Raw genomic sequence first — 25692 nt, 5'->3', positions numbered from 1 at the left:
TGTGCCTGGCGTGACCGGCGCGTGTGCGCGCGTGTGGTCAGGCGGCGGCCCGGCCGGCCTGCAGGAAGGCGGGCGCGTCCAGCAGCGCGCGCACGTCCAGCACCTGCCAGTCGCGGCCCTCGCGGTCGGCATAGCGCTGCCCTTCCCAGGGCGGGGCCGCGCCCGGGCCGGGGGCGGCGGCATCGCCGTGCGGCAAACCCAGGTCCGCCGCATGGCGCAGGCCGGCCACGCGCGTGGCCAGGATCGCGCAGGCGCGCTCCGCGTCGCGCGACAGCACCACGATCTTGCTGCCCGGCTGCAACGGCGTTGGCGCGCCGCCGCAGAACAGGCTGAAATCGATCACGCCCAGCAGGCTGCCGCGCGCGTTGACCAGGCCGCTGTACCACGGCTGCGTCAGCGGCACGGGGCTGGGCTGGCGCATGTCCAGCACCTCGCCGGCATCGGCCAGCGGCAGCAGCCAGTGGCGCGCGCCGACCTGCAGCGCCAGGTAGCTGTCGGCGGCCGGCAGGCTGCGCGCCTCGCGCAGGCGCCGGGCCAGCATGGCCTGGTAGTCCTGCAGGCGCGTGTGGCGGGCGCGAAGGTCTTGGCGTGGCGCGTTCATGGCGGTCCCCGGAACAGGTGGCAGTGGCTTGCCGTGCGGCCCGCGCTGGCGGCTCAGTGCGCCAGCGCGGCGATCTTGCCCAGCAGCTCTTCGCCGTCGACGGGCTTGACGATGTAGTCGGACGCGCCCTGGCGCATGCCCCAGATGCGGTCGGTGTCCAGGCCCTTGCTGGTGCACATGATCACGGGGATGTCCTTGAAGCGGTCGTCGCGCTTGATCGCGCGGGTGGCCTGGTAGCCGTTCTGGCCGGGCATTACCACGTCCATCAGGATCAGGTCGAAGGCTTCGGCCTGCAGGCGGGCGAAGGCCTGCTCGCTGTTGCTGGCGACCGCGACCTTGAAGCCGCGCTTGCCGAGCAGGTCGGACATGAACAGCGCTTCGGTCGGGGAGTCGTCGACGATCAGGATCTTGTGAATGGCGGTCATGAGGTTTTCCTTCGATTCGTACACGGCGTGCCTGCCGCTCAGGCGGGCAACGCCTCGCCCGCGGGCCGGCATGGCAGGCAGGCCTGCACGGCCTGCAGCAGCGCGTCACGGGTGAATGGCTTGGCAAGGTGGTCATGCGCGCCGACCAGGCGGCCGCGCGAGCGGTCGAACACGCCGTCGCGCGAGGACAGCATGATCACGGGAATGGCGTGGAAGCGCGGGCTCTTCTTGATCAGCGAGCAGGTCTGGTAGCCGTCCAGCCGGGGCATCAGGATGTCGCAGAAGACCAGGTCGGGGTGCAGCTCGCCCACCTTGGCCAGTGCCTCGAAGCCGTCCTCGGCCAGCGTCACCTGGTAGCCGGCCTGCGCCAGGAAGATTTCCGCGGTACGGCGGATGGTGCTGGAATCGTCGATGACCAGCACCTTGCGGCGCGGCTGCGAAGCGGTTTCAGGCGTGATGATGTCCGGCGCGGTACCCGGAACAGGAACGCCAGGCGCCACACCCTGGGCGCCGGCGGTATTGACCCGCTGGTTGTCTTCTAATTGAGCGACCCGCATGTTGTTCCCGCGACCAGCGGCTCCTGGCGGAGCGCCGGCAAGCACCAGAGAACACCCGTGCGGAGCAACGCGACCCATGCGCGCCCCGACGGACCCCCGAAAATTCTTCTTATTTCCCTTCCAAGGCCGGGCTGAGCCCGGCAGCGGCGATGCGTGATCCCCGCATCGGCCCGCCGTCCTCCCCACCAAAGGCGGATGGACGGCCAGTCATTTTGCAACAGAGTGTGACAAGACGCCGGGGGGCCGTCAATCCGGTGCGGCCAGCCCCCGGCGGCGTTCTGTCGCATCGGCGCGACGCGCGCGCCTGCCGTATCGTTGTTCTTCTGGATAGAGGCCGCTCAGATCGCGACCATCTCGAAATCTTCCTTGCGCGCGCCGCATTCCGGGCAGGTCCAGTTGATCGGCACGTCTTCCCAGCGGGTGCCGGGGGCGATGCCGTCTTCCGGCGCGCCTGCGGCTTCGTCGTAGATCCAGCCGCAGATCAGGCACATCCAAGTCTTGTATTCCATAACAGGCTCTGGCCACTCTCCATTAAAATCCAGCGCAGATGGTACCGAAACCGTGCCGCCGGCGCCAGCCGGACGCGGCCGGAATCGGGCCAGTTCCGCCGTGTTCGCACCCGATAGCGCCTTGTTAGCGCACGATTGGCGGGCAATTGCAGCGAACTTCCGCTGTTTTTGCCGCATGTCAAAGGCATGCGCCAGGCCCGCCGAGCACGATCCCTGCAGTCCAGTCCTCACCTCAACGCCATGTCCCGTAATCAGCAGCTTTTCGACCGCGCCCAGCAGACCATTCCCGGGGGCGTCAATTCGCCCGTGCGCGCCTTCCGTTCGGTGGGCGGCACGCCGCGCTTCATCACGCGCGCCGAGGGCGCATATATGTGGGACGCGGACGGCCAGCGCTATATCGACTACATCGGCTCGTGGGGCCCGATGATCGTCGGCCACGCGCATCCGGAGGTGGTGCGCGCGGTCCAGGACACCGCCGCGCACAGCTTCTCGTTCGGCGCCCCGACCGAGGCCGAGATCACCATGGCCGAGGAAATCTGCAAGCTGGTGCCGTCGATCGAGCAGGTGCGCCTGGTCTCCTCCGGCACCGAAGCCACCATGAGCGCGCTGCGCCTGGCGCGCGGCTTTACCGGCCGCGACCTGATCATCAAGTTCGAAGGCTGCTACCACGGCCACGCCGACAGCCTGCTGGTCAAGGCCGGCTCGGGCCTGCTGACCTTTGCCGACACCACCCGCAACGCGCCGTCGTCGGCCGGCGTGCCGGCCGACGTGACGCGCCACACCATGGTGCTGGAGTACAACAACGTCGAGCAGCTGGAGCAGGCCTTCGCCAAGCATGCCGGCGAGATCGCCGCGGTGATCGTCGAGCCGGTGGCCGGCAACATGAACCTGGTGCGCGCCACCGACGCCTTCCTGCAGGCGATGCGCGAACTGTGCACGCGCGACGGCGCGGTGCTGCTCTTCGACGAAGTCATGACCGGCTTCCGCGTGGCGCTGGGCGGCGCGCAGGCGCACTACGGCATCCGCCCCGACATGACCTGCCTGGGCAAGGTCATTGGCGGCGGCATGCCGGCGGCGGCCTTCGGCGGACGGCGCGACATCATGGCCAGCCTGGCGCCGCTGGGCGGCGTGTACCAGGCCGGCACGCTGTCCGGCAACCCGCTGGCGGTGGCGGCGGGCCTGACCACGCTCAAGCTGATCCAGGCGCCCGGCTTCCATGACCGCCTGGCCGCGCAGACGCGCAAGCTGGCCGACGGCCTGGCCGAAGCCGCCCGGGCGGCCGGCGTGCCGTTCGCCGCGGATGCGGTCGGCGGCATGTTCGGGCTCTATTTCCGCGACGGCGTGCCCGGCAGCTTCGCCGAAGTCACCCAGAGCGACACCGCCCGCTTCAACCGCTTCTTCCACGCCATGCTGGACCACGGCGTCTACCTGGCGCCTTCGGCCTTCGAAGCCGGCTTCGTCTCCGCGCAGCACGACGACGCCATCCTCGACGCCACCTTCGACGCCGCGCGCAAGGCTTTCGCGGCCTGCTGAGCGCCCCGCGGGCCGATGGGCCGGCGGCGCGACGTTGCGCCGGCGGCCCACGCGTGACGGCAAGGGCGGTGCGCTACACTTCAAGTTCGTCCAACCGCCGGAGCCTCCGATGCGCGCATCCTCGTCCTCTTCGCTGCCCACCCGCTCGCCGCTGTCCGTGTTGCGCTGGCTGGTGCTGGCGGTCATGGCCAGCCTGCTGTCCGCCTGCGGCTACAACGACTTCCAGGCCCAGGACGAGGCGGTCAAGGCAGCCTGGGGCGAAGTCATCAACCAGTACCAGCGCCGCGCCGACCTGATCCCCAACCTGGTCAACACCGTCAAGGGCTACGCCTCGCACGAGCGCGAGACCCTCGAGGCCGTGACCAAGGCGCGCGCCGCCGCCACCAGCATCCAGGTCTCGCCCGAGACCCTGAACGACCCGGAAGCCTTCAAGCGCTTCCAGCAGGCGCAGGGCGAACTGTCCGGCGCGCTGTCGCGGCTCTTGGCGGTGTCCGAGAACTACCCGCAGCTCAAGGCCGATGCCTCGTTCCGCGACCTGCAATCGCAGCTCGAGGGCACCGAGAACCGCATCACCGTGGCCCGCCAGCGCTATATCGCCGCGGTGCAGCAGTACAACGTGCTGGCGCGCAGCTTCCCGACCAACCTGACGGCGATGATCTTCAAGTACCCGGTCAAGCCCTCGTTCACCGTGGAAAACGAGAAGGCCATCTCCACGCCGCCCGCAGTCAAGTTCTGACGGGATGGCAGCGATGCGCCACCCCTGGCGTTGGTGCGCCCGGCACGGCTGGCTGGCCGCCGTCCTGCTGTGGCTGGCGGCGCTGCTGGGCAGCCCGGCGCTGGCCGCCGACGGCTTCGTCGCGGTGCCGCCGCTGACCCAGCGCGTCACCGACCTGACCAACACGCTGACGCCGCAGCAGCGCGGCGCGCTGGAAAACGTGCTGGCCGAATACGAGCAGCAGCGCGGCAGCCAGATCTTCGTGCTCATGGTGCCCACCACCGATCCGGAACCGATCGACGCCTACAGCATCCGCGTGGCCGACGCCTGGCGCGCCGGGCGCCAGGGCATCGACGACGGCGTGATCGTGCTGATCGCCAAGGACAACCCGCCCGGCCTGCGCAAGATGCGGCTGGAGGTGGGCCGCGGCGTGCAGGGCTCGCTGACCGACGCCATGTCCAAGCGCATCCTGCAGGACGTGATGGCGCCCCACTTCCGCCAGAACGATTTCTACGGCGGGCTGGCGGCCGGCATCTCGGCGATCCAGGCCACCATCGACAAGGAAGGCCTGGCCGCGCCGCAGCGCAAGGCGCAGCAGGCCTCGGCGCTGGACCAGTGGCTGCCGGCGCTGCTGCCGCTGGCGATCATCGTGTTCTTCTTCCTGAGCGCCATCCTGCGCCGGCGCGGGCCGCAGATCGTCACCACCCGGCGCGGCCGCGACGTGATCGCCGGCGGCCTTGGCGGCCTGGGCGGCTACACCATCGGGCAGGACTGGGGCCGGCGCAGCGGCGGCTGGGGCGGCGGCTGGGGCGGCGGCGGTGACAGCGGCGGCTTTGGTGGCGGCGGTGGCTTTGGCGGCGGGGGCGGCGGCGGCTTCGACGGCGGCGGCGCGTCCGGCAACTGGTGACAGCACGAGGAACGACGACCATGCCGCATCTCAAGCGCGCCCTGCACCATATCGCCACCACCGCCGGCACCACGCGCAAGCTGTTTCCGCCGGAAGCGCAGCAGCAGCTGCACCATGCCGTGCACGCCGGCGAATCCAGCCACCGCGGCGAGATCCGCGTGGTGATCGAAGCCAGCCTGCCGGTAGGCGACGCCTGGGCCGGCGTCACGCCGCGCGAGCGCGCGCGCTTCCTGTTCGGCGCGCTCGAAGTCTGGAACACCGCCGACAAGACCGGCGTGCTGCTCTACATCAACCTGGCCGACCACGCCGTCGAGCTGCTGGCCGACCGCGGCATCGACGCCAGCGTGGGCCCGGCCACCTGGCGCGAGCTGTGCGACGAACTGGCGCAGGGGCTGCGGCAAGACCTGTCGGTGCGGCCGGTGCTGGCCACGGTGGCGCGCATCCATGCGCTGCTGGCCACGCACTTTCCGTCGGATGGCGGGCATAACCCGAACGAGCTGGACGATCGGCCGGTGTTCCTGTAACCGGACCCGCCAGGTTCAGCGGGCGGCCGCCGCCTCGCGGCGCGCGCGCCGCCCGCCGATCGCATACCACACCGCCGCCAGCCCCTGCAGCGCCACCAGCCCGGCCCATGCCGCCAGGTGCGCCGCCTTGGGGTAGTGGCCGCCGGTGGCGGGCCACAGGTCCAGAACGAAGCCGACGCCCACCTGGCACGCAAAGGTCGACAGGAACACGGTCAGCGTCAGCGCCGTGGTGGCGCGGCCGATCAGCGCATCCGGAAAGCTCCGCGCCAGCACCGCATAGGTCAGGATGCCGCTGGAGCCGAACACACCGTACGCGGCCCACAGCAGCACCGGCGGCAGCGGCACCTGCGCCATCAGCAGCAGCTGGACCACGATAAAGCCGGTCATGCCGATGCCGGCAAAGGCATACAGGCTCACGCCCAGGCGTTCCAGGTGGCGCGCGGCCCAGCCCGAGCCGACGCAGCCGGCCATCATGGCGAAGCCGATCACCGACACCAGCCGCGCGCCGGTGCCCGCATCGTAGCCGGACACATCGCGCAGGAAGGCGCCAACCCACAGCGTCTGCACCGCCAGGAATACGCCCTGGTTGAGCAGCGTCAGCGGCACCACGCGCCAGAAGCGCTCGCTGCCCAGGATCTGGCGCGTGCCGCGCAGCTGCTCGCGCAGGCTTTCCTTGCCGACGCGGGGCTTGTCGGGCGCGCCGAACCAAAGCAGCGCCGCCATCGCCAACGACACGCAAGCGAGGCCGATGCTGATCGTGCGCCAGTCGGTGAACGACAGCAGCCAAGTCAGCGGCGTACCGACGAGCACTGCACCAAGGCCGCCGATGGCCATCACCACGCCGTTCAGCAACGGCATGCGCGACAGCGGGAACCACATCGACAGTGCCTGGATCGCGGCACCCAGGCATACCGACACGCCGACCCCGATCAGCAGCCGGCCGGCGGCCAGCCCGGCCATGCCGGGCGCCAGCGCAAACACCAGCGAGCCGGCCACCGCCACCAGCAGCATCGCCGCCTCGGTGCGGCGCGGGCCGTAGCGGTCCAGCAGGATACCCGCCGGCAGCTGGGCGCAGGCAAAGCCAAGGAAGTAGAAGCTGGTGAGCAGGCCCAGGTCGCCGGCATTGAGGCCGAGTTCGCGCGTCAGGTGCGGGGCGAAGCCCAGGTTGACGCCGCGGAACACATAGGACACCAGGAAGCCCAGCGAGAACACGGCCAGCACGCGCCAGCGGGCGCCGGCCGCGGCACCGGCGGCCGGTTGCGCATGCGAGGGCTGCGAGGATGCGGAAGACAAGTTGGAAGTCGAAGTCGTCATGATGGCCTGCATTGTCTTCCCCATCCCGGTGCAAAGCCAACGAAAGATACCCGCGGCAATTGTGAGTAGAATTTGACGGCCATGGCCAAAGCCCCCGCCAGACCCGCCCAAGCTCGCGCCCAAGGTCGCGCCCGACACCCCGTCCACCTGCCGCCGCTGCAAGCGCTGCGCGCACTGGAGGCCGCCGCGCGCCACCGCAGCTTCTCGCGCGCGGCCGAGGAACTGGCGCTGACCCACAGCGCCATCAGCCACCATGTCCGCGCGCTGGAAACCAGCCTCGGCACCAAGCTGTTCCAGCGCAGCGGCAGCCAGATGGTGCCCACCAGCGTGGGCGCGCGGCTGGCCGAACAGGTGCGCGGCGCGCTCGACGGCATCGAAAGCGCGCTGCGCGAGGCCGGCAACAGCGCCGCGCCGCCGGTAATCCGGCTGCAGGTCAGCGTGATGGCCGACCTCGCCAATGCCTGGCTGATCCGGCGCCTGCCCAGCCTGCACGCGCAGGTGCCGTCGCTGGACCTGCACCTGCGCCTGCACGCGGAGATCACGCCGCCGGACCCGTACAGCGTCGATGTCGGCATCTGGCACCAGCGCATCGACCTGCCCGGCTTCGAGTGCCACAACCTGATCGAAGACCATGTGATCGCGGTGGCCAGCCCGGCGCTGCTGGCGCGCTACCCCGGCTTTACGCTGGCCGACGTGCCGCGCCTGCCGATGCTGCGCTTTGCCCTGCGCCCCTGGCGCGACTGGCTGGAAGCCGCCGGCCTGCCCGGCGACGAACCCGAGCGCGGCCCGATCTTCCAGGATGCGGGCCTGATGCTGCAGTCCGCCGTGGCCGGGCTGGGCGTGGCCACGGCGCGCGCGCAGCTGGCGCACGACTACCTGGCCAGCGGCGAGCTGGTGCAGATCGGTGCCACCCGGATCCCGTCGAGCCTGCACTACTGGGTGACCTGGCGCGAAGGCAACCCGCGCGAGAAAGCGATCCAGCAGTTCCATGCCTGGCTGCAGGAACAGGTGCGGCAGGAAGGCGCGCGGGCGACTACCGTCGACGCCGGCAATGCCGGGCGGTTTCATCCGTGAAATTGTTTGGCGCGGCGATGTTGGCAATACGAATCATTTTCGTCTAGCGCCGCAAAATCAAGGGCTTGAGGGTCGCCCGGGCCGTACCGCCACGCGCCATGCCAAGGCGCCGCAACCCCGTGTTCACGATGTGCGAGTTTCACGGATGCAACCATTCGCATCGGCATGCCCGCCACACTGAAAAACTTACCCGCCCCATCCAAACAGATGAGAAGCGGCTGAGGGCCACAGCCGCGCTTCGTGCGAAAGCCTGTCAACGCGCCGATTGTCTTCATCCCGCCGCCGCTGCGACGGTGCGCGCGACACCAAATGGCTGAGGTTTCCGGCGGCGTCAATGTCAGCGAAAGATGTATGCAGTTCAAATCCTTGTATCGGAAACGAAACTGTTTCGAAGGACAGCGACGTGCAGTATCGGAGCCCCCCATCGCCGGCGTTGCCGGTTTTGCACTCCCTCATTCAGGTAGGTGTGGCAAACGATAAATGCCTTGCCGTCCACCGGGACCGGCATTGCTGTGCCCGATACGTACCTTTGCCCAGGGAAGTTTTTTTGCAATGCAATATAAAAAAGCCGCGCGACGTAACAAGGGCGGAACGTTTTGCATCGCCCGTGGGCCGGGGAGCGCCCACCCCAAAATTGCTTTCCCTTTCCTTTCAACGGCTTAGACCTCTCTGGCACATTCGTCGCAGATATGTCGGCGCGAACAGAAGCCCGGCACAAAGGGGAAGTCTGGAACGAGAGCGGCAAACAACTGGCACGCGTTCGCCGAGGATCAGTTTCAGGACGACCCCGCAACCCAGGGCGGGAATTGGACTGGCGCTGTAAGCGGGGGCCACGCGGCAGGAACTGGCCCGCATCGGCACCGGCCACGGCCTGGGCGTCGACAAGACAAGGCGGAGGTCATTCAGGACACGGGCCGCGAGCGCAAGCAAGCGGTCCGTGCAACCTGGATTGCTGCGGCATGCCGGCCAATCCGGCGTCTCGCAGGCAGCAAGCGGACGGGCCGGCATGCCGGTGCGCCCGGATAAGAACGGGGTGGACAACAGAAATTGGGGAGCGCGCCGCGCGCATCGGCATGATGCGCCGGCGCAAGCCTTAGAGCCAACGGAGCGAGCGGCCGGCCATGCCGGCCGCCAGTTCCGCTAAAAACAAAAATCCGGGGAAATATCATGAGCGCGTACGCCAACCGCCCGCTGCTGTACCTGTCGCAGCACCACGACGCCTCGCTGTGCCGGCTGTTCGCCCAGCGTGGCTGGAAAATCAGTTTCGCATCGAACCTGCAGGACCTGCACGCGCTGCCTCCAGGCAACCAGCCGCTGGCCGCGCTGCTGGACCTGCAAGGCGGTTTCGGCGATGCCGAACTGGAGGCGTTCGAGCCGTGGCTGGCGCAGCGGCACATCGGCTGGATCGGCATCGTCGCCGGCGAGCATGCGCTGAGCGAAAGCGCGCGCCGGCTGCTCGGCCTGTACTTCGTCGACTACCACACCGCCCCGCTCGAGCACCCGCGCCTGGCCGAGGCCCTGGGGCATGCGCTGGGCATGGCCCGGCTGCGGCCCGGCGCACAGCACGAGCCCGCGCGCACAGGCCGTCCCGATGGCATGATCGGCAGCTGCCCGGCGATGCAATCGCTGTTCCGCGGCATCGAGAAGGTGTCGCGCTGGGATACGCCGGTGCTGATCTCGGGCGAGTCCGGCACCGGCAAGGAACTCGCCGCGCAGGCCATCCACCGCGCCTCGGTGCGGGCGTCGCGCCCGTTCATCGCGGTCAACTGCGCGGCGATCCCGCCCACGCTGCTGATGTCCGAGCTGTTCGGCTATGAGCGCGGCGCGTTCACCGGCGCCACCAAGCGCAAGCCCGGCCGCATCGAGATGGCGCAGGGCGGCACGCTGTTTCTCGATGAAATCGGCGACATGCCGATCGAAAGCCAGACCAGCCTGCTGCGCTTCCTGGAGACCGGTCGCATCGAGCGGCTGGGCGGCACCGAGTCGGTCGAAGTCGATGTGCGCATCATCTCCGCTACCCATGTCGACCTGGAAGCCGCGATCGCCGCCGAGCGCTTCCGCGGCGACCTGTACCACCGGCTGTGCGTGCTGCGCGTGCGCCAGCCCCCGCTGCGCGAGCGCGGCAGCGACATCCTGCTGATCGCCGAACATGTGCTGGAGACCGTGCGCAAGCAGTCGCCGGCGCGCATCCGCGGCTTCTCGCCGATGGCGCTGCGCGCAATCCAGCTGCATACCTGGCCCGGCAACGTGCGCGAGCTGATCAACCGCATCCGCCACGCCGCCGCGATGTGCGAAGACGGCGTGATCCAGCCCGAAGACCTGGAACTGGCCGCGCCCGCGGACGAGCGCCCGCTGACGCTCGCCGCGATCCGCGAGGCCGCCGAACAGAACGCCATCGTCGAAGCGCTGCAGCGCCACCATGAACGGCTGATCGACGTGGCCGCCGAACTGGGGATCTCGCGGGTGACGTTGTTCCGGTTGATGCGGGATTACAAGCTGCAGGTGAAGAAGGGAGACCTGGGGTTGATCTGCGTGCAGGGCTGACACCGCGACGCTTGCCACTGAAGGATCGCCCCATGTCCCCTGACGCCTACCTCGAAATGGCCGACACCGAGGCCAGCCACTGGTGGTTCCGTGGCCGGCGCGAGATCGTCGCCACCATCCTCTGCGGCCTGGCCTTGCCGCGCCATGCGGCTATCCTCGAGATCGGCGCGGGCACCGGCGGCAACCTGGCGATGCTGTCGCAGTTCGGCAAGGTCAGCGCGGTGGAAATGGACGGCACCGCGCTGCGCCTGGCTCGCGAGAAAACCGCTGACGCCTATGACCTTCGCCACGGCAAGTGCCCCGACCAGATGCCGTTCGCCGAGCGCAGCTTCGACCTGGTCTGCCTGCTCGACTGCCTCGAGCACATCGCCGACGATGCCGGCTCGCTCGACTGCGCCGCCAGGCTGCTGAAGGCGGGCGGCGCGGTCTTCATCACCGTGCCCGCGTACCAGTGGCTGTGGAGCGCGCACGACGTGTTCCTGCATCACCAGCGCCGCTACAGCAAGGGTTCGCTGCACGCACTGGCCAGCCGCTGCGGCCTGCGCGTGGAACGGATGTCGTACTTCAATACGATGCTGTTCCCGCTCGCAGTCGCCGCGCGCATCGGCGACCGCTTGCGCGGCAGCCGCCACGCAAGCGGCGCCGCCGTCCCGCCCGCACCGGTCAACGGCGCGCTGCACCGCGTGTTCCGCACCGAGCGCCACTGGCTTGCGCACGGCTCGCTGCCGTTCGGCATTTCGCTGATGGCAGTGCTGCGCGCATCGTGAACGCCAGCGGCACCGCAGCCGGGCTGCGCCGGTTCACGCGCTTCCTGGTTTCCGGCGCGACCTCGACCGGGGTGCATGTCGCCATCACGGCAACGCTGGTGAGCGCGAGCGGGGCCTCGCCCGTAGCGGCCAACTGCGTCGCCTTTCTCTGCGCGACGGCATGCTCGTACCTGCTCAACACTCTGTGGAGCTTTTCGTCGCGCCTGCACAGCCGCACCCTGTGGCGCTTTGCCGGGGTCTCGCTGCTGGGGCTGGTGCTGACCATGGGTATCGCGTGGACGGCGCAGCGGCTCGGGGCCAGCTACTGGACCGGGCTGGCTGGCGTGGTGCTGACCGTGCCGGTGTTCACCTACCTGCTCCACCGCACCTGGACCTACCGCGATTGATGCGCGGCAGGGCCTTGGAGACGGCAAACCTCAGCGGCCGTTGCTGACTTGCCCGCGATCGATCCGGATCACGCGCCGTCCCGACGCCAGGTTCCGGCCTTGCCCGGTCTCCTGGTAGCGCCGCCGCACCAGGTAGATCGGCCGGCCCTTCGCTTCGTCGTAGATGCGCCCGACATATTCGCCGACCACGCCCAGCCCGATCAGCTGGATGCCGCCGAGAAACAGCAGCGCCGACAGCAGCGAGGCATAGCCCGGCACATCGACGCCCAGCACCAGCGTGCGCGCCACGATGAACGCGCCGTAGCCGAACGCCCCCAGCGCGATCGCCACGCCGATGTAAGTCCAGCTGCGCAGCGGCATGGTGCTGAAGCTGGTGATACCCTCCAGCGCGAAATTCCACAGGCGCCAGCCGGAGAACTTCGACCGTCCGGCGCTGCGCGCCTCGCGCTCGTACGGCACGATCACGGTGCGGTAGCCGACCCAGGCGAACAGGCCCTTCATGAAGCGATGCCGCTCCGGCAATTGCTTGAGCGCGTTGATCACGGTCCGGTCCATCAGACGGAAATCGCCGACGTTCACCGGCAGCTTCTGGTCGGACAGCTTGTTGTGGACGCGGTAGTAAGCCCCTGCCGTCACACGCTTGAGCCAGGAATCGCAGGCTCGGCTGCTGCGTTGCGCCAGCACCACCTCTGCGCCCTCGCGCCAGCGCCTGACCATCTCCGGAATCAAAGCGGGCGGGTCCTGCAGGTCGGCGTCGATGGGGATTACCGCATCGCCCAGGGCCTCGTCGAGCCCGGCCGTCAGCGCCGCCTCCTTGCCGAAGTTCCGGGTCAGGTCCACCACGCGCACGCGCGGGTCGCGCTGCGAATGGGCGACCAGCCGTTCCAGGGTGTCGTCGGTGCTGCCGTCGTTCACCAGCACGATCTCGAAGCGGATCGCGTCGATGCACTCGAGCACGGGGATGACGCTGGCGAAGAACTGGCCGATGCTTTCGGATTCGTTGTAGCAGGGCACCACCAGAGACAGCAGCCTGCTTTCGTATGGACCCGACATGATGCTCTCCCCGGACGGCCTGGCGTTGGTGGACGCCGTCGTGCTTGCGCGGTCGTCCGCATGGTCTTGTTATCGGTGCGGCTGCCGGATGGCACGGCACGTCGTGCGGCGCCCATCCTGCCGCTGCCTGCTGTCGCTGCGTTGCCCTGAAAAATGCAGCCGCGACGCATCGATGCATTCGCTTCATTCTGGTCAGCCGACCAGGGATATACAAGCACCACCGAGGCCCGCTGGCCAAGCCAGAAAATCCGCCTTGCGCAAGCGTTTCCAGGTTGAATCACCGTCTGATTCGGCTGCGCGCCCGCATGGCCTCTGGATTCCTGCGGGTCGCGAGCGAAAGCTCGCATGCCACCGCCATCCGTCCGCGTTTCTCACCTGAAACGCCGGGCTTCCGGCGCCCCGAGCCTGGCGAAGCGCGATGCGCCATGACGTAGCCGCATCTTTTCGTGGCCTGATCCGCCAAAGGCACGGTGCGTGGCGCGCTCCTGATCATCCTTTCGGCGCAGAACTGGCGGGATATTGCCATCCTGCTGCACAGGCCGTCGTCCAACAGGAAATTAAGCACGATTCGAAGCGGAAACGGCGGCCCCGTTCCCTCGCCCGCAAGCCGGGCCGGATCCACGCGCCAAGCCGGAAAACCCGGTAAAACCAAGGCATTCCCAGCAATGGCGCAGTCCTTGCAACCACGCAACGCGCCCGCGTGCCGCATTGGGGAAGTGCGCGCCGGGTCGACGGGAACGGGCCATCATCGAAGCCATCGCGAGACGCCATGAAAACCAATACCACTTGGGTCGGGGCAGCCGGCTCGGACAGCCTGCTCCGGCAGTGCGCCAGGCAACGCTGGTTCTGGCCAGCGCTGTACGGGCTCGGCGTGTTCTCGCTGCTGTCATTTGCCGGCGGCCGATTGCTGGTGGATGCCGATACGTTCTGGCATATCGCCGCCGGCAAATGGATCCTTGCCAACCAGGCGGTACCCTCCACCGATCCCTTCTCCTTCTCGTTTCACGGCGCCAAATGGGTCCCTCATGAATGGCTCGCCGAAGTTATCCTTGCCGCTTCCCATGCCTGGTTCGGCTGGGCGGGGCCGGTACTGGTCACCGCGCTGGCGACCGCCGTCACGCTGACCGTGCTGCTGCGGTTCCTGCTGCGCTATATCGAACCGCTGCACGCGTTCAGCGCAACCCTGCTCACCTTCCTGACGCTGGCCCAGCACCTGGTTGCCCGCCCGCACGCCATGGCCTGGCCGCTGATGGTGATTTGGACCGCGCAGCTGGTGCTTGCGCGCGAGCAAGGCAAGCGGCCGGGCCTGTGGCTGCTGCTCGTGATGCTGGCGTGGGCCAACCTGCACGGCAGCTTCCTGCTCGGCATCGGCCTGGCAGGCGCGCTGGCCGCCGAGGCCGTCCTTGCCGACAAGCAGCCGGTCCGCAGCGCAAAGGCATGGGCCCCTTTCCTTGCACTCACCGTGCTGGCGGGCCTGCTGACGCCAAACGGCGTGGACGGCCTGCTCTTTCCCTTCCACGTCTCCGGCATGAGCTATACGCTCAGCGTCATCGGCGAATGGAAGGCGCCGGATTTCCGCCTGGTCCAGCCCATCGAGCTGTGGCTTGGCTTTGTGCTGTTCGGTGCGCTCTATTTCGGCTTCCGCCTGCCGGCGATGCGCATCGTGATGTGCTTCGGGCTGGTCCACCTGACCCTGGTCTCGGCGCGCTATGCCGAACTGCTCGGGTTGCTGGCCCCGCTGTTGCTGATGCCAAGCGTCGGGCCCCAGCTGCGCGCGGCAATCCGTCCGGAGATCAAGCTGAACCTGTCGCCGCCGCTGCTACGCACGCTTACCGCGTTATGCCTGGCACTGTTCATGACCAGCATCGTCCTGCTTGCCAACGGCATCGAGCACGACCATCGCCGCATACAGCCGCGCGAGGCCGTCAGCGCGGCCATGGCGGCAGGGGGTGGCGGGCCGGTGTTCAACAGCTACAACTTCGGGGGCTACCTGATCTTCTCCGGCATTGCCCCGCTCATCGACGGCCGCGCCGATCTCTACGGCGACGCCTTCGTGCGAAGGTATATGAAAGCCTATGCGGGCGATGCCGACGTATTGCAGGCCATGTTCGAGCAATACCAGATCGGCTGGGCGGTTCTTGAACCCGGGAGTCCTGCATCGAAGTGGATCGATGACTTGCCGGGCTGGCGCAAAGTCCACCAGGATGATGTGGCCGTCGCCTATGTCCGCGAACGCTAGGACCGCCTGCTGTCCGCCCGTGCGCGTATCCGGCTAGCCGGATACGCGCACGGCCCGACGCGCCATGGCCGGAGTCCGCCATGGCTGCGGCAGGTCGCGCCATACCTCTCTGCCCGCGACAGGGCGGGCTGCGTGGGATCCCTGCGCGCCCGCCAGGCCCGCGCCATCCGCAGGGTCCGCGCCACCGTCTGCATCCCGCGGTTGCCGCAGCCCTGCGGCGCACGTCGCCAACACCATCGCGACACCTTTCCCAAGCCCCGCTCCATCGGCCTGCGGCAGCGCAAGCCAGGACGCGAAGGCTGCATGAACCCAAGCGTTCCCATGCTCCGGTTCCCCCGGGATACGAGCTGCGGCCGCCCGCGTGCAAGTCCGGAACTGCAGCGATGATCCGCCGTCTCGCGCCCCATGTTTCCGCGATGAATCACGCGGCCGCGCAAGGCTGCAAGCCTTGCCACACAAGGGCGTCGCGGCTATGCGCGGTAACTCCGCCGGCCTTCGCGCAACCCCGTTCCCGGTCGCGACGTTTCGAACCGGAAACGCCGCGCTTTCAAGGGACCCTCCTCATCCGTCAGTCTGTCCGGCAGCGGCTTATGCGGTCAGGGCACGCAGCAAGACTACGGCTTGTGGCGCATGCCGCCCCGCCGTGCAATCGCGCTCTCATGCTTTTGGATGACGTTGCAGACCGTCGCGCATCAACCCGCGCACATGGGCACATTGTGCGATCCAGGGCATTCGTAGCGACCTGTGGAATGGCTTGTCCGCGCCGCGTTTCCACCCAGCAACGAAGCCCGGCCGGAATGCCTCGCGCGGCCCCGCCGGGCCCGCGGCGACCGCGCGGCGCTACCCGCAAAGCCTTGTGGCACAACGGTTCCCGGTGGCCTGGCCCGCCGTTTGCCTATGCCAGGCATGCGGTACCGCAGTCCTGGTTGCCGCAATGCCGGCGCAACGCTCGCTGGCATTGACCAAGAACGATACGGGGAGCCTGACCATGCCAGCCGTGCGCCAACTTGCGATGCCACACCGGAACACCGGCCACGCTGCCGCTGCCAGGGGCACCGGCGGCGCGCCGTTCCGTTGCAGGGCGCGCGCAGGCCATGTCCAGCACGCCGCACGTTGCATGCATGCGTCGGCGCTACGCCGGCTGCAGTCACGCAGCCCGCGCGGTGAACACGGCGGTTCCGGCAGGTGGCCGTTCCATGCCTGCGCGATCTGCGCGCCGCCCTGCCGCCGGGGTTCCAGGCGCTGATACCCGGCGCCATCCACCCGATCGCAGTTCCGTAGTCCTGCAGTGCTTGTTCCCAACCCAAGGAGTTAGTCATGCAAAACCTGACCACCATGCTGAAGCAATTCATCCGCGACGAAGACGGCGTGACCGCCATCGAATACGGCCTGATTGCAGCGCTGATTGCCGTCGTGATCATCGTTTCGGTCCGCCTGATCGGCACGAACCTGAACATCATCTTCGACTTCATCGGCGACACCCTCACCAACGCCCTGCCCGCCTGATAGCCGGCGAGCCCGCATGGCTGCCCGGCTCCGGGCGGTCATGCGGCACGCGGCCCAACCGAATACAGACAACACAAACACCGGAGACACCAGATGTCAAAGCTCATCGCCAGGTCAACCGGCTTTCTGCGCGACGACCACGGTGTCACGTCGATTGAATACGCATTGCTCGGCAGCCTGATCGCCATGGCCATTTTCGGCACCGTGGTGACGCTCGGCGAGAGCGTGCAAGGCATGTACGAGCGGATCGCCGGCAAGATGCCTTAAGCGTTCCGCATCCGGCCACCCCATACCCGAACACAACCAAGCCGCCAGCGCCCCTCACCATGCAAGCCGCCACCGCCCTCGCGCCCTTCATCGGCCCTGCCACGATCGGCATCGTGCTCACCGCCGCGGCCATCGACCTGCAGCGGCGGCGCATTCCCAACTGGCTGACCTTCGGCGCCTGGATCGCCGCGCTGCCCGTGATGGCAGCCATGCACGGCCTGGCCGGCGGCGCGCTCGCGTGGCTGTCGGGCTGGATGGTGGGCCTTGTGCTGTTCCTGCCCTTCTACCTGCTGCGCGGCATGGCGGCCGGCGACGTCAAGCTGATGGCCGCCGTGGGCGCCTGGCTGGGCGTCGGCATGGCCCTGAAGATTGCGCTGGCCACCTTCGTGATCGGCGGGCTGTGGGCCCTGGTCCAGGTATTTGCGACCGGACAAGGGCGCTCCACCCTGGCCCGCGTGGGACACATGCTGAAAGCCTCCGTGACGCCCGGCGCCGGCTCCGCGCGGCCCCAGGCCGGGATTTCCGCCGGCTCCATGCCCTACGGCGTGGCGATTGCCGCGGGAACGCTGACCATGCTGTTCGCAGGCACATGACGCAAGCCAGGCGGCGCACCGCCAGCAGCGGGGCGCTGCGGCAACAAGAACGAACTGATCAGGAACGGGGGAAGGCAATGAACGAGCATCACGACACAGGTCACGCACCACGGCTCCTCGAGCCCGTCGCGACCGGCAGGAATGTTCGCGCCGAGCATGGCACGCCGCCGCTGCCGCCGTGGCACGTGCTGCCGCGCACGATCGCCGATACCGGGCTTGAGATCGCGCAGCTGCTCGGGCTGCTGATGAAGTCCGCCTACCAGCACCGCACCGTCACGCTGGCGGTACTGACCGACACGCTCAAGCTGCCGGCACTGGTGGTCAATGAGATCGCCGCCGTCGCCGTGCGCGAGCGCCTGCTGGAGATCGCGCACCGCGGCGCCAGCGACCTGGATGTGCGTTTCCGCCTGACCGATGCAGGCTATGCCCGCGCGGCCGAAGCCGCGGCGCGCTGCAGCTATGTCGGCACGGCGCCGGTCACGCTCGACGCGTATATCGACGCCGTCAGGCATCACTCCGTCAACCACGCCAGCGTGACCAAGGCCGACGTCACCGCGGCCTTCCATGACCTGGTGATCCCGGTGCAGCTGCTCGATTCGATCGGCATGGCGCTGAACACTTGCCGCGCGCTGATGATCTACGGACCGGCCGGCAGCGGCAAGACCTACCTGGCACAACGGCTGGGCACGCTGCTGCCCGGCGCGGTGCCGGTGCCGCACGCGATCACCGTGGGCGGCGAGATCGTCCAGGTGTTCGACCCGCTGGTCCATGTGCCCTTCGACGACAGCGAAGCCTCGCTGGCGCACCGCTCGCTGGATCGGCGCTGGACGCTGTGCCACCGCCCGGTGGTGCTGTCCGGCGGCGAGCTGACGCTGTCGATGCTGGACCTGCGCTATGACCGCGCCTCCGGCTTCTACCAGGCGCCCCCGCACATGAAGGCCAACAACGGCATCTACATCGTCGACGACCTGGGCCGGCAACTGGTCGGCGTCGCCGACCTGCTGAACCGGTGGATCGTGCCGCTGGACCGCTCGGTCGACATGTTCACGCTGCATACGGGCGTGCGCTTCTCCGTTCCGTTCGACGTCTGGCCGGTGTTCTCTACCAATCTCGAGCCGACGGCGCTCGGCGACGATGCCTTCCTGCGCCGGCTGGGCAGCAAGCTCTATGTGGGGCCGCTGTCGGTGGACGACTACCGCGAGATCTATCACCGCACCGTCGCCGAATTCGGGCTGACCAGCACCGACGCGGTGTTCGATTTCCTGGTCGACAGCCTTCACTACGCCAGCGATACGCCGCTGCTGGCGTGCATTCCGCGCGACCTGCTGCGCCTGGTGGATTCCGGGGTGCGCTACCACGGGCAGGCCACGCAGGTCACCGAGGCCGGGCTGGTGTCGGCGTGGCAGAGCTACTACGGACTGCGCACTCCGGCCGAACCGATGCCGCATCTGGGCGCCGCTCACCGATGGGCGGACGATCACCGCGCCGCCAGCTGAACTGCACTACCGAATACTCGGGACAACTGTAGGGGAGAGTCATCATGAAGAACACACGCGCAATCCTGATGCTGCTGATCGCCCTGGTCGCCGGCGTGGCGGCGGTGGTATCGGCGTCGCGATGGCTGGTGCAGCAGTCGTCCGGCTCCGTGAAGCAGGTGGTGGTGGCGGCCAACGACCTCAACCTGGGCCAGCCGCTCAATGGCGGGCAACTGCGCATGGTCAGCTGGCCGGCGGGCAGCGTGCCGCCCGGTGCCTTCACTGACCTGAAGGCGCTGGAAGGTCGCGTGGTCCGCACCAGCCTGCAGCGCGGCGAACCGATCCTGGACGCCAAGCTGGCACCGGTCGGCACCAAGGGCGGGCTGTCGGCGGTGATCAACGACGGCAAGCGCGCCATCACGGTCCGCGTCAACGACGTGGTGGGCGTGGCCGGCTTCGCGCTGCCGGGCAACTACGTCGACGTGATCGTCAACACCAACGAAGAAGCGAAGAGCAACCAGAACAGCAGCATCTCGAAGATCGTGCTCGAGAAGATCCTGGTGCTGGCGGTCGCGCAGCAGGTCAGCCGCGACGAAACCCAGCCCAAGGTGGTCAACGCCGTGACCCTCGAAGTCACGCCCGACCAGGCCGAGAAGCTCGACGTGGCGCGCAGCGTGGGCACGCTCTCGCTGGTGCTGCGCAACCAGCTCGACGTGGCCGACATCAACACCGGCGGCGCCACCAAGGGAACGCTGCTGGGCAAGGCACCCGAGGCACCGGCCAAGGTCGTGACAAAGACCGAGACCCGCACCGTGGTCAAGACGCGCACGGTGGCGGCAGCGCCCGCCCGCGGCAACTGCATCGGCGTGCTGGCAGGCATGCAGGGCGGCATCGAATGCTTCTGAGCGCCTGCACCCACGCATCCACGAATTCTGAGCTGCAACACAGCCTCTCCGGGGGGAGATTCAAAATGAACCAGACACGATCCGAAGCCGCCGGCGGCACCCGCATCCTGGTGCTGGCCGCCATCCTGTGCACGCCTCTTGCCGCCGCGGCGCAGGCCGCAGTCGAGGCCGGCAACCTGACCAAGGCCACAGCACCGGCCGCCGCCAGGGCGCCCCAGGGCCCGATGCAGATGACCATCAGCATGACGCCCGGCGCCGCGCCGGCCGCGCAGGCACCGGCCGCGCCGGCCGCGGAGGCGCGCGGGCCCAACTGCACGGGCGCCATCCGCAGTGAATCGAGCGTGGTCGTTCCGGTCGGCAAGTCGCAGCTGATCACGCTGCAGGAGCCGGTGCGCAACCGTACCCTGGGCAACCCGGGCGTGGTGCAGGCCACCATGGTGGCGCCGCAGACGCTCTATGTGCTGGGCCGCACGGTGGGCACCACCAACATGATCGTGCAGGGCCGCAGCGGCAGCTGCAGCATCATCAACGTGGTGGTCAACGCCGATGCCGGCGGGCTGCAGACCTCGCTCGGCCAGCTGCTGCCCGGCGAGCCCGGCATCCGCGTGACCACGGCGGCGGACAACCTCGTGCTGACCGGCAGTGTCACCAACGCGCAGGCGGCGCAGCAGGCCATGGAGATCGCGCAGGCCTACGCCAATGCGGCGCAGGGCGGCGACGGCAACAAGAAGGGCAGCGTGCTGAACATGCTGTCGGTCGACACGCCGCAGCAGGTGATGCTGGAAGTGAAGGTGGCCGAAGTCTCCAAGACGCTGCTGAACCAGCTCGGTTCCGCGGTGAACCTGCAGGGCGGCTTCGGCTCCTGGAGCGGCGGCCTGGTGACGTCGCTGCTGACCGGTGCATCGACAGCGATCTTCGGCAGCAAGGCCAACAACCGGCCGTTCGAGTTCGCTCTCGACGCGCAGAAGAACGACAGCCTGGTCAAGATCCTGGCCGAGCCGAACCTCGTTACCATCAGCGGGCAGGAAGCGAGCTTCCTGGCGGGCGGCAAGATCTATATCCCGGTGGCGCAGGCCAACGTGCTGAACGGCGCGGGCACCGTCACGCTGCAGGAAGAAGAGTTCGGCGTCGGCCTGAAGTTCACGCCCACGGTGCTGGCCAATGGCCGCATCCACCTGAAGGTTGCGCCGGAAGTGTCCGAGCTCTCGCCCACGGGCGCCACCATCCGTGGCGGCACGCTGGCAGGCCAGACCATCCTGCCGGTCATCACCACCCGCCGCGCTTCGACCACCGTGCAGATGCGCGACGGCGAGAGCTTCGCCATCGGCGGCCTGCTGACCGACAGCGCGCGCGGCTCGCTCAAGGCGCTGCCGGGCGCCGGCGAAGTGCCGGTGCTGGGCACGCTGTTCCGCAGCACGCAATACCAGCAGGACCTGTCCGAGCTGGTGTTCATCATCACGCCGCGCCTGGTCAAGCCGATGCAGACCAGCAACTACCCGCTGCCGACCGACAGCTTCTCCACGCCCAACCCGCTGTCGCTGTACTTCATGGGCAATATGGAAGGCGACGGCAAGCGTCCGACCCAGCCCGCCCCGGCGCCGTCGCAGCCCGCCGCGCCGGCCGCGGTGCCGGCCGCACCGCCCGCGGCACCGCGCAGCGAAGGCGCGCCGGCGACTGCGGTCTCGGCCGTGCCGACCGGCAGGCCGCTGGAGGATCCGGCGCCGGCTACCGCGCAACCCGCGGCGGCAGCCAGCCCGCGTCCGTCCCTGCCCGCGCCGGCGGCACCGGCCCGCAGCAGCACGGTGGCGACACCACCCGCCGAAGACACCGCCGCGCGCATTGCCCGCATCGAAGCCACCGCTGCCCGCCTGGCTCAGGCAAGGGCCACGGCCACCGCCGGCCGCACCGCATCGGGCGGCAACTGATCCGCCGCGCACCAGCAGAACCGGAGAACGACCATGAACAAGACCCTGAAGCTTTCGCGCGGCGCCACTGTGGTGGTACTGGGCGGACTGGCTTGCCTCGGACTGTCAGCCTGCATGACCACGACGCCCGTCTGGGACGCTCAGCGCGGCGTCGCGCTGGCCACCGTCACGCAGATGCAGATCATCAACCCGGACGCACCGGCCGGCCTGCCGACCGTCACCGGCACCGACGGCAAGACCGCCGTGGCGGCGATGAAGAACTTCGACCGCTCGCTGTCGAAGGGCCAGCAAGGCGGGGCGCCGTCGATGACCATCGATTTCGGCGCCGGCGGCTATGGCGGCGTGGGCATGGGTGGCGGCGGCGGCCGCTGAGCACCGGAACCGGGGGAGGCGATCATGTCTGCATCGGGCTTTGCACGAGCCACGCTGACGCGGCGCAAGCGCCAGCGTGGCGCAGTGGCCATCATCGTCGGGCTGTCGCTGGCCGTGCTGATCGGCTTTGTCGGGCTGGCGCTCGACCTGGGCAAGCTCTTCGTGACCAAGAGCGAGCTGCAGAACAGCGTCGATGCCTGCGCGCTGGCGGCCGCGCGCGACGTCACCGGGGCCACGCCGCTGCTGGTCTCCGAAGCGGCCGGCCTCACCACCGGCTCGAGCAACGCGGCCTTGTTCCAGGGCAAGGCCGTGGAAATGTTCGAGAACCTCAACGTCTCGTACAGCGACAGCCCGGACAACACCTTCTACACCAAGGACAAGGTCCCCTACGCGCTCGACAAGATCAAGTACGTCAGATGCACGGCCGAGCGCACCGGCATTGCGCACTGGTTCATCCAGGTCCTCAATGCGCTGCCGGGGATGAATATCCAGCCCAGCACCGTCAATGCCATGGCGGTCGCCACCACCACCAGCGCGCAGACCGCGTGCGCCATCCCGGTCTACATCTGCACGCCGCAGACGGCGAACCCGGTCAGGACCGCGTACAACCGCGGCGACTGGATCCGCTCGAAGGACGAGAAGGACCCGTACGGTCCCGGCAGCTTCGGCTGGGCCGACCTGTCGCCCCCGGGAGGCGGCGCCTCCGAACTGGCGGAACTCCTTGCCGGTTCCGGACAGTGCGACATGTCGGTGGTGGGATCCAAGGTCGGCCAGCCGGGCAGCATTTCGTCGCTGATACCGGCGTGGAATACCCGCTTCGGGCTCTATACCGGCTCTTACAAGGGGCCGGAGCATGGCGCCCCCGACTTTGCCGGCTATGCCTACAGCGTCAAGTCATGGAATCCGCCCAACGGCGGCAACGCCTACCCGGACTTCATCCAGAAGCGCGCCGCCAACGAGCCGTACCAGACCGACGCCAACGCCGGACTGGTCACCAAGGGCTCGCCGTCGACCCGGCAGGTCCACCAGGCGGGCGCCGACCGCAGGCTGGTACAGGTGCCGGTGGTGGACTGCAACGAGCTGGCCTCGTCCAAGCAGGCCACGGTGGCCTCGTGGGCCTGCATGCTGATGGTGCAGCCGATGCAGGAGCCCAGCGCAAAGGATGTGACCTACATCGAGTACCTCGGCGATTCGAAGGATCCCACCAGCCCGTGCGCGACCCAGGGTGTGCCCGGCTCCAGCACGGGCAACGGCCCGCGCGTGCCGGTGCTGGTGCAATAGGAGCCGATCATGAAGCGATGCTGGCAACGCAGGTGCAATCGACGCGGCGCGGTCGCCGTGGAGTTCGCGCTGGTCCTGGTGCCCTTGCTGATGCTGGTGACCGGGGTGGCGGAGTACGGGCGCGCCATCTACCAGTACAACGCGCTGGCCAAGGCCACGCGCGACGCCGCGCGCTTTTTGTCGCAATACGCGCCCAGCGAGGCGAATTACCCGGTCGAGCAGGCGAAATGCGTCGCCGTCTACGGCAAGACCACTTGCGGCGGCACGGCGCTGGTGAAAGGTCTCAGCACATCCATGGTGGTGGTCTGCGACCGCGTCGACTCGACCGGCTGCGCCGGCAAGCAGTTCGCCAACGTCGCCATCTACGAGGGCGGGGGCAGCTCCGGCACGCCGGCGGGGACCATCAACCTGGTGGAAGTGAAGATCTCGGGCTTCACCTACGCGCCGATGCAAAGCTACCTCAACGTGGGCGCGCTGGCGTTCTCCGATATCGCAACCGTCATGAGGCAGGTGCTATGAGCCCGATCCGCGCCCCGCGTCCGCGCTTGCGCCAGAGCGGCGCCGCCGCCATCGAGTTCGCCCTGGTGGCAAGCATCTTCTTCATGCTGCTGATCGGCATCGCCGAGTTTTCGCGCGTGCTGTTCTACTGGAACACCGCCGGCGAAGCCACCCGGCTGGGGGCGCGCATCGCGGTGGTGTGCGACGTCACCGACACCGCCATCAAGGACAGGATGACGCACCTGATGCCTTTGCTGAAGGCCACCAATATCCAGGTCGCCTTCGAACCGAGCGGCTGCGACGCCGACGCCGATACCGCGCGCAATACCTGCCGCTCCGTCACCGTCAGCGTGGCCAACGTCTCGGTCAAGACCTTCATCCCGGTGGTGCCGATCACGGTGTCGCTGCCCCCGTTCTCGACCACGCTGCCGCGGGAGAGCCTTGACTCTTCCACCGGCGGCAAGATCTGCAACTAGCGCGCATGAACCAGGAGCACATCATGCTCAGAATTCTGATCGTTTCCGAAGACGCCGACCGGCTTGCCGAGATCCACCGGGTCAGCGCCGCAGTGGGCAACTTCCAGGCCATGACGCTGCAAGAGGGCCTGGGCCGCTTCCCGCTGCACGCCAGCCGGCTGCGCATGGCGGACCTGTTGATCCTGGAACTGCCCGCCATCAACGCGCAGCAGATGCAGGCGATCGAACTGCTGCGCCAGCAGCATCCCGAACTGCCCTGCATCCTGATCACGCCGGCACCCGGCTCGGAGGTACTGATCAAGGCGATGCGCGCCGGCATCCGCGACGTACTGCCGTGGCCACTGGACAAAGGCCAGCTGGCAGAGGCGCTGCGGCGCGTGGAGGCGTCGCACGTGCCGCGCGCGCAGGACCACGGGCAGCTGATTTCGCTGATCTCGTGCAAGGGCGGCGCCGGCACCAGCTTCATCGCGGCCAACCTGGGCGACGCACTGGCGCGCCATCTTGGCAAGCGCGTGCTGGTGGTCGACCTGAACCGCCACTTCGGCGACCTGACCTATATCGTCAGCGACAAGGTCCCGCCGTCCACGCTGCCCGAGATCTGCAATCAGATCGACCGCATGGACAGCGCCTTCCTCGAGGCCTGCCTGGTGCACGTGGACAACGGCTTCGACATGCTCGCGGGCGCATCCGACCCGGTCAAGGCCAGCCAGATCCAGAAGGACAAGCTGGAGTGGATCCTGTCGGTGGTGCAGCCCGCCTACGACTTCGTGATCTTCGACCTGGGCCAGAGCATCGACCCGCTGTCGATCAGCGTGCTGGACCACAGCGACCGCATCTGCGTGGTGGCCGAACCCGCGATTTCCTTCGGTCGTCCGGGCCGCAGGCTGCTCGATATCCTCAGTGCCCTGCACTACCCCGCCGACAAGGTCCGCCTGGTGCTCAACCGCACCGGCCGCAAGCATGAGATGCCGCGCGCGACCATGGAAGAGATCTTCGGCATGAAGGCCGCGTTCACGCTGCCCGACGACCCCTCCGCGGTGGACGAGGCCATCAGCCATGGCGAGCCCGTCGCCAAGCTGAGCCGGCGCAGCGCCATGACGCGCGCGCTGCAGGCGATGGCCACGCAGCTGTGCACCCCGGCCGAGGCGGAGCGGCGCAGCCGGACCGAAACCGCATCGCCGCTGCGCCGGCTGATGCTGCGCGCGAAGAGCACCTGAATCCACCGATTGCCGCCGACCGATACGGT

26 protein-coding genes are annotated in these 25692 nt (G+C 68.4%); 20 read left to right on the top strand and 6 right to left on the bottom strand.

Annotated elements, in window-relative coordinates:
- Window positions 1-37: 37 nt before the first annotated feature.
- The 4 genes from CBM2594_RS04860 to CBM2594_RS04845 all read right to left on the bottom strand — a co-directional run bounded on the left by CBM2594_RS04860 (window position 38) and on the right by CBM2594_RS04845 (window position 2092).
- Window positions 38-601, bottom strand: coding sequence for a chemotaxis protein CheW (locus tag CBM2594_RS04860; protein ID WP_116355857.1), 564 nt, complete (start codon window positions 599-601; stop codon window positions 38-40).
- Between the two features lie 53 nt (window positions 602-654).
- The gene (locus CBM2594_RS04855; protein WP_012352035.1) at window positions 655-1026 is read right to left on the bottom strand and encodes a response regulator; all 372 of its coding nucleotides are present in this window, start codon (window positions 1024-1026) and stop codon (window positions 655-657) included.
- 38 nt (window positions 1027-1064) lie between these two features.
- Complete coding sequence (locus tag CBM2594_RS04850; RefSeq protein WP_116355856.1) at window positions 1065-1583, bottom strand: response regulator; 519 nt, start codon at window positions 1581-1583, stop codon at window positions 1065-1067.
- A gap of 338 nt (window positions 1584-1921) precedes the next feature.
- On the bottom strand, window positions 1922-2092 hold the full coding sequence (locus tag CBM2594_RS04845; protein WP_010813017.1) for a rubredoxin: 171 nt from the start codon (window positions 2090-2092) through the stop codon (window positions 1922-1924).
- Between the two features lie 240 nt (window positions 2093-2332).
- Here CBM2594_RS04845 and hemL point away from each other — a divergent pair, with 240 nt between their 5' ends.
- From hemL to CBM2594_RS04825, 4 genes are all read left to right on the top strand, one after another.
- Window positions 2333-3625, top strand: a complete 1293-nt coding sequence (gene hemL, locus CBM2594_RS04840; RefSeq protein WP_116355855.1) for a glutamate-1-semialdehyde 2,1-aminomutase — start codon at window positions 2333-2335, stop codon at window positions 3623-3625.
- A 109-nt stretch (window positions 3626-3734) separates the two neighbouring features.
- Complete coding sequence (locus CBM2594_RS04835; protein WP_116355854.1) at window positions 3735-4361, top strand: LemA family protein; 627 nt, start codon at window positions 3735-3737, stop codon at window positions 4359-4361.
- A 13-nt stretch (window positions 4362-4374) separates the two neighbouring features.
- Window positions 4375-5247, top strand: a complete 873-nt coding sequence (locus tag CBM2594_RS04830) for a TPM domain-containing protein (protein WP_116355853.1) — start codon at window positions 4375-4377, stop codon at window positions 5245-5247.
- Between the two features lie 20 nt (window positions 5248-5267).
- Entirely contained in the window at window positions 5268-5771 is a 504-nt protein-coding gene (locus CBM2594_RS04825; protein WP_116355852.1) for a TPM domain-containing protein, read from the top strand.
- 15 nt (window positions 5772-5786) lie between these two features.
- Here the strand turns inward: CBM2594_RS04825 and CBM2594_RS04820 are convergent, their stop codons facing one another.
- Window positions 5787-7085 (bottom strand): MFS transporter, encoded by a 1299-nt coding sequence (locus CBM2594_RS04820; RefSeq protein WP_116357687.1) that lies wholly within the window; start codon window positions 7083-7085, stop codon window positions 5787-5789.
- A gap of 81 nt (window positions 7086-7166) precedes the next feature.
- Between CBM2594_RS04820 and CBM2594_RS04815 the strand changes: the two genes are divergently transcribed.
- The 4 genes from CBM2594_RS04815 (at window position 7167) to CBM2594_RS04800 (ending at window position 11856) form a co-directional block, all read left to right on the top strand.
- A complete protein-coding gene (locus CBM2594_RS04815) occupies window positions 7167-8159 on the top strand; it encodes a LysR substrate-binding domain-containing protein (protein WP_116355851.1) in 993 nt (330 codons plus the stop codon).
- Between the two features lie 1167 nt (window positions 8160-9326).
- The gene (locus CBM2594_RS04810) at window positions 9327-10703 is read left to right on the top strand and encodes a sigma-54 dependent transcriptional regulator (RefSeq protein ID WP_116355850.1); all 1377 of its coding nucleotides are present in this window, start codon (window positions 9327-9329) and stop codon (window positions 10701-10703) included.
- Between the two features lie 32 nt (window positions 10704-10735).
- A complete protein-coding gene (locus CBM2594_RS04805; RefSeq protein WP_116355849.1) occupies window positions 10736-11470 on the top strand; it encodes a class I SAM-dependent methyltransferase in 735 nt (244 codons plus the stop codon).
- Window positions 11467-11856 carry a GtrA family protein gene (locus CBM2594_RS04800; RefSeq protein ID WP_116355848.1) on the top strand — a complete coding sequence of 130 codons (390 nt, stop codon included), beginning with the start codon at window positions 11467-11469 and terminating at the stop codon, window positions 11854-11856. The genes CBM2594_RS04805 and CBM2594_RS04800 overlap by 4 nt, the downstream gene beginning before the upstream one ends.
- Before the next feature lie 30 nt (window positions 11857-11886).
- Here the strand turns inward: CBM2594_RS04800 and CBM2594_RS04795 are convergent, their stop codons facing one another.
- Window positions 11887-12909, bottom strand: coding sequence for a glycosyltransferase family 2 protein (locus CBM2594_RS04795; protein WP_116355847.1), 1023 nt, complete (start codon window positions 12907-12909; stop codon window positions 11887-11889).
- A gap of 769 nt (window positions 12910-13678) precedes the next feature.
- On the opposite strand from CBM2594_RS04795, the gene CBM2594_RS04790 reads away from it, so the two are divergent.
- From CBM2594_RS04790 to CBM2594_RS04735, 12 genes are all read left to right on the top strand, one after another.
- Window positions 13679-15148 carry a hypothetical protein gene (locus tag CBM2594_RS04790; protein ID WP_116355846.1) on the top strand — a complete coding sequence of 490 codons (1470 nt, stop codon included), beginning with the start codon at window positions 13679-13681 and terminating at the stop codon, window positions 15146-15148.
- Between the two features lie 1317 nt (window positions 15149-16465).
- Complete coding sequence (locus CBM2594_RS04785; protein ID WP_062797232.1) at window positions 16466-16654, top strand: Flp family type IVb pilin; 189 nt, start codon at window positions 16466-16468, stop codon at window positions 16652-16654.
- A 93-nt stretch (window positions 16655-16747) separates the two neighbouring features.
- The gene (locus tag CBM2594_RS04780; protein ID WP_116355845.1) at window positions 16748-16921 is read left to right on the top strand and encodes a Flp family type IVb pilin; all 174 of its coding nucleotides are present in this window, start codon (window positions 16748-16750) and stop codon (window positions 16919-16921) included.
- A gap of 59 nt (window positions 16922-16980) precedes the next feature.
- Window positions 16981-17514: an A24 family peptidase gene (locus CBM2594_RS04775; protein WP_116355844.1), complete on the top strand. Its 534-nt coding sequence runs from the start codon at window positions 16981-16983 to the stop codon at window positions 17512-17514.
- Window positions 17515-17591: 77 nt separating this feature from the next.
- Window positions 17592-19010 (top strand): ATP-binding protein, encoded by a 1419-nt coding sequence (locus CBM2594_RS04770; protein WP_116355843.1) that lies wholly within the window; start codon window positions 17592-17594, stop codon window positions 19008-19010.
- Window positions 19011-19054: 44 nt separating this feature from the next.
- Window positions 19055-19894 (top strand): Flp pilus assembly protein CpaB, encoded by an 840-nt coding sequence (gene cpaB / locus CBM2594_RS04765; RefSeq protein WP_116355842.1) that lies wholly within the window; start codon window positions 19055-19057, stop codon window positions 19892-19894.
- Window positions 19895-19959: 65 nt separating this feature from the next.
- Window positions 19960-21819 carry a type II and III secretion system protein family protein gene (locus CBM2594_RS04760; RefSeq protein WP_116355841.1) on the top strand — a complete coding sequence of 620 codons (1860 nt, stop codon included), beginning with the start codon at window positions 19960-19962 and terminating at the stop codon, window positions 21817-21819.
- 33 nt (window positions 21820-21852) lie between these two features.
- Entirely contained in the window at window positions 21853-22191 is a 339-nt protein-coding gene (locus CBM2594_RS04755; RefSeq protein WP_116355840.1) for a hypothetical protein, read from the top strand.
- Window positions 22192-22215: 24 nt separating this feature from the next.
- On the top strand, window positions 22216-23472 hold the full coding sequence (locus CBM2594_RS04750) for a TadE/TadG family type IV pilus assembly protein (RefSeq protein ID WP_116355839.1): 1257 nt from the start codon (window positions 22216-22218) through the stop codon (window positions 23470-23472).
- 9 nt (window positions 23473-23481) lie between these two features.
- Window positions 23482-23991 (top strand): TadE/TadG family type IV pilus assembly protein, encoded by a 510-nt coding sequence (locus tag CBM2594_RS04745; RefSeq protein WP_116355838.1) that lies wholly within the window; start codon window positions 23482-23484, stop codon window positions 23989-23991.
- The gene (locus CBM2594_RS04740) at window positions 23988-24446 is read left to right on the top strand and encodes a TadE family protein (protein ID WP_116355837.1); all 459 of its coding nucleotides are present in this window, start codon (window positions 23988-23990) and stop codon (window positions 24444-24446) included. The genes CBM2594_RS04745 and CBM2594_RS04740 overlap by 4 nt, the downstream gene beginning before the upstream one ends.
- A 23-nt stretch (window positions 24447-24469) precedes the next feature.
- Window positions 24470-25663, top strand: coding sequence for an AAA family ATPase (locus CBM2594_RS04735; RefSeq protein WP_116357686.1), 1194 nt, complete (start codon window positions 24470-24472; stop codon window positions 25661-25663).
- The last annotated feature ends 29 nt before the right edge of the window (window positions 25664-25692 follow it).

The sequence above is a fragment of the Cupriavidus taiwanensis genome (assembly GCF_900249755.1).
In the GTDB taxonomy this organism is placed as follows: domain Bacteria; phylum Pseudomonadota; class Gammaproteobacteria; order Burkholderiales; family Burkholderiaceae; genus Cupriavidus; species Cupriavidus taiwanensis_D.
This window is presented reverse-complemented; position numbering and strand designations above follow the sequence as displayed.